The sequence below is a fragment of the Chryseobacterium sp. CG10_8 genome, from assembly GCF_058117085.1.
Genome location: NZ_JBYVEB010000214.1, coordinates 1 through 1,882, shown reverse-complemented (window position 1 = coordinate 1,882; position 1,882 = coordinate 1). Strand labels below are relative to the sequence as shown.

Sequence of the window (1,882 nt, the reverse complement as noted above, 5' to 3'; positions counted from 1 at the left end):
ATATTTAAAAACCAATTTGTCGCTTATCCTCGAATATTAGCAGAATTAACAAAAAAGTTGAAAAATATTTCTACACAAAACTTGTCTATTCCAAAACTTCTTTCTATTTTTGCACACTCAAAATAATGAAGTTAAAGAACATCGAGATATGTCAAGAATTTGCCAAATAACAGGAAAGCGTGCAATGGTTGGAAATAACGTTTCTCACGCAAACAACAAAACCAAAAGACGTTTTGAAATCAACCTATTGGAAAAGAAATTTTACCTTCCAGAACAGGACAAGCATGTAACGCTTAAAGTCTCTGCACATGGATTGAGAATCATCAATAAATTAGGAATTGAGGAAGCAATTGAACGTGCTACTCGTAATGGATTCATTAAATAATTAAGAAATCATGGCAAAAAAGGGAAATAGAGTTCAAGTGATTATGGAGTGCACAGAGCACAAAGAAAGCGGAATGGCAGGAACAAGCCGTTATATCACTACAAAGAACAAAAAAAATACTACTGAAAGATTGGAGCTTAAGAAATATAACCCAATTCTTAAAAAGTACACAGTTCACAAAGAAATTAAGTAACCTTAAAATATAGAACGAAATGGCAAAAAAGGTTGTAGCAACGCTTAAAGATGGTTCATCTAAGAAAATGACCAAAGTTGTGAAAATGGTAAAATCTCCAAAATCGGGTGCTTACATTTTCGAAGAAAAAGTAATGAATGCTGATGACGTTGACGCTTATTTGAAAAAATAGTGTTCATGCATTTAAGATATAGAAAAACTATCCAAAATTTTGGGTAGTTTTTTTAGTTATATTTGCATATTATTTATTAATTTTTATTTATTCTTTAGTGAATGAGCTGGTTCAAGAAAATATTTAACAAGGAAGAAAAAGAAACCTTAGACCAAGGTCTTGAAAAATCAAGGCAAGGTTTTTTTGATAAGATGGCAAAAGCCGTAGTAGGAAAAAGTAAGGTCGATGATGAGGTTTTGGATGATTTAGAAGAAGTTCTCATTGCATCTGATGTTGGTGCAGCAACAACTATTAAAATTATTGAAAGAATTGAAGATCGTGTTTCTCGTGATAAGTATGTGGGAACATCAGAACTTGATAAAATATTGCGTGAGGAGATATCTGGTCTTTTATTAGATAATCCACATTCTCAAACAGGAAATATTGACGAGACGAAAAAACCATATGTTATAATGGTTGTAGGAGTCAATGGAGTTGGAAAAACAACTACAATTGGAAAATTGGCAAATCAGTTTAAGCTACAAGGCAAAAAAGTGGTTTTAGGCGCTGCGGATACTTTCCGAGCTGCTGCTGTAGACCAATTGGTAAGATGGAGCGAAAGAGCCGATGTCCCAATTGTGAAACAAAATATGGGAAGTGATCCCGCATCTGTTGCTTATGATACTGTACAAAGTGCAGTTGCACAAAATGCCGATGTTGTCATCATTGATACTGCCGGAAGATTACACAATAAAATCAATCTGATGAATGAACTTTCCAAAATCAAAAGAGTGATGCAAAAAGTTATTCCTGATGCACCTCACGAAGTTCTTTTGGTATTAGATGGATCGACAGGACAAAACGCTTTTGAGCAAGCTAAACAATTTACTGCTGCTACTGAGGTAACTGCTTTGGCGGTGACCAAATTAGATGGAACCGCAAAAGGTGGTGTCGTAATCGGAATTTCTGATCAATTTCAAATTCCGGTAAAATATATTGGTGTTGGTGAAAAGATTGGCGACTTACAACTCTTCAATGGAGAGGAGTTTGTGGATTCTTTTTTTAGAAGAGGATAAAATTTTCCATCCAGATTTTTGAAAGAAAAAATTATTTGGATAATTAAATAAAAACTTTACCTTTAAATTTGGAAAGT

4 protein-coding genes are annotated in these 1,882 nt (G+C 33.8%); all 4 read left to right on the top strand.

The features are described 5' to 3' along the window. Positions 1 to 148 precede the first annotated feature (148 nt). The 4 genes from rpmB to ftsY all read left to right on the top strand — a co-directional run bounded on the left by rpmB (position 149) and on the right by ftsY (position 1,805). Positions 149 to 385: a 50S ribosomal protein L28 gene (gene rpmB, locus AC4AGG_RS16285; RefSeq protein WP_489773077.1), complete on the top strand. Its 237-nt coding sequence runs from the start codon at positions 149 to 151 to the stop codon at positions 383 to 385. A gap of 10 nt (positions 386 to 395) precedes the next feature. Beyond that, positions 396 to 578 carry a 50S ribosomal protein L33 gene (rpmG, locus tag AC4AGG_RS16280; RefSeq protein WP_489773076.1) on the top strand — a complete coding sequence of 61 codons (183 nt, stop codon included), beginning with the start codon at positions 396 to 398 and terminating at the stop codon, positions 576 to 578. A gap of 19 nt (positions 579 to 597) precedes the next feature. After that, positions 598 to 750, top strand: coding sequence for a DUF4295 domain-containing protein (locus AC4AGG_RS16275; RefSeq protein ID WP_489773075.1), 153 nt, complete (start codon positions 598 to 600; stop codon positions 748 to 750). A gap of 101 nt (positions 751 to 851) precedes the next feature. Then, positions 852 to 1,805: a signal recognition particle-docking protein FtsY gene (gene ftsY, locus AC4AGG_RS16270; protein WP_489773074.1), complete on the top strand. Its 954-nt coding sequence runs from the start codon at positions 852 to 854 to the stop codon at positions 1,803 to 1,805. Positions 1,806 to 1,882 lie beyond the last annotated feature (77 nt).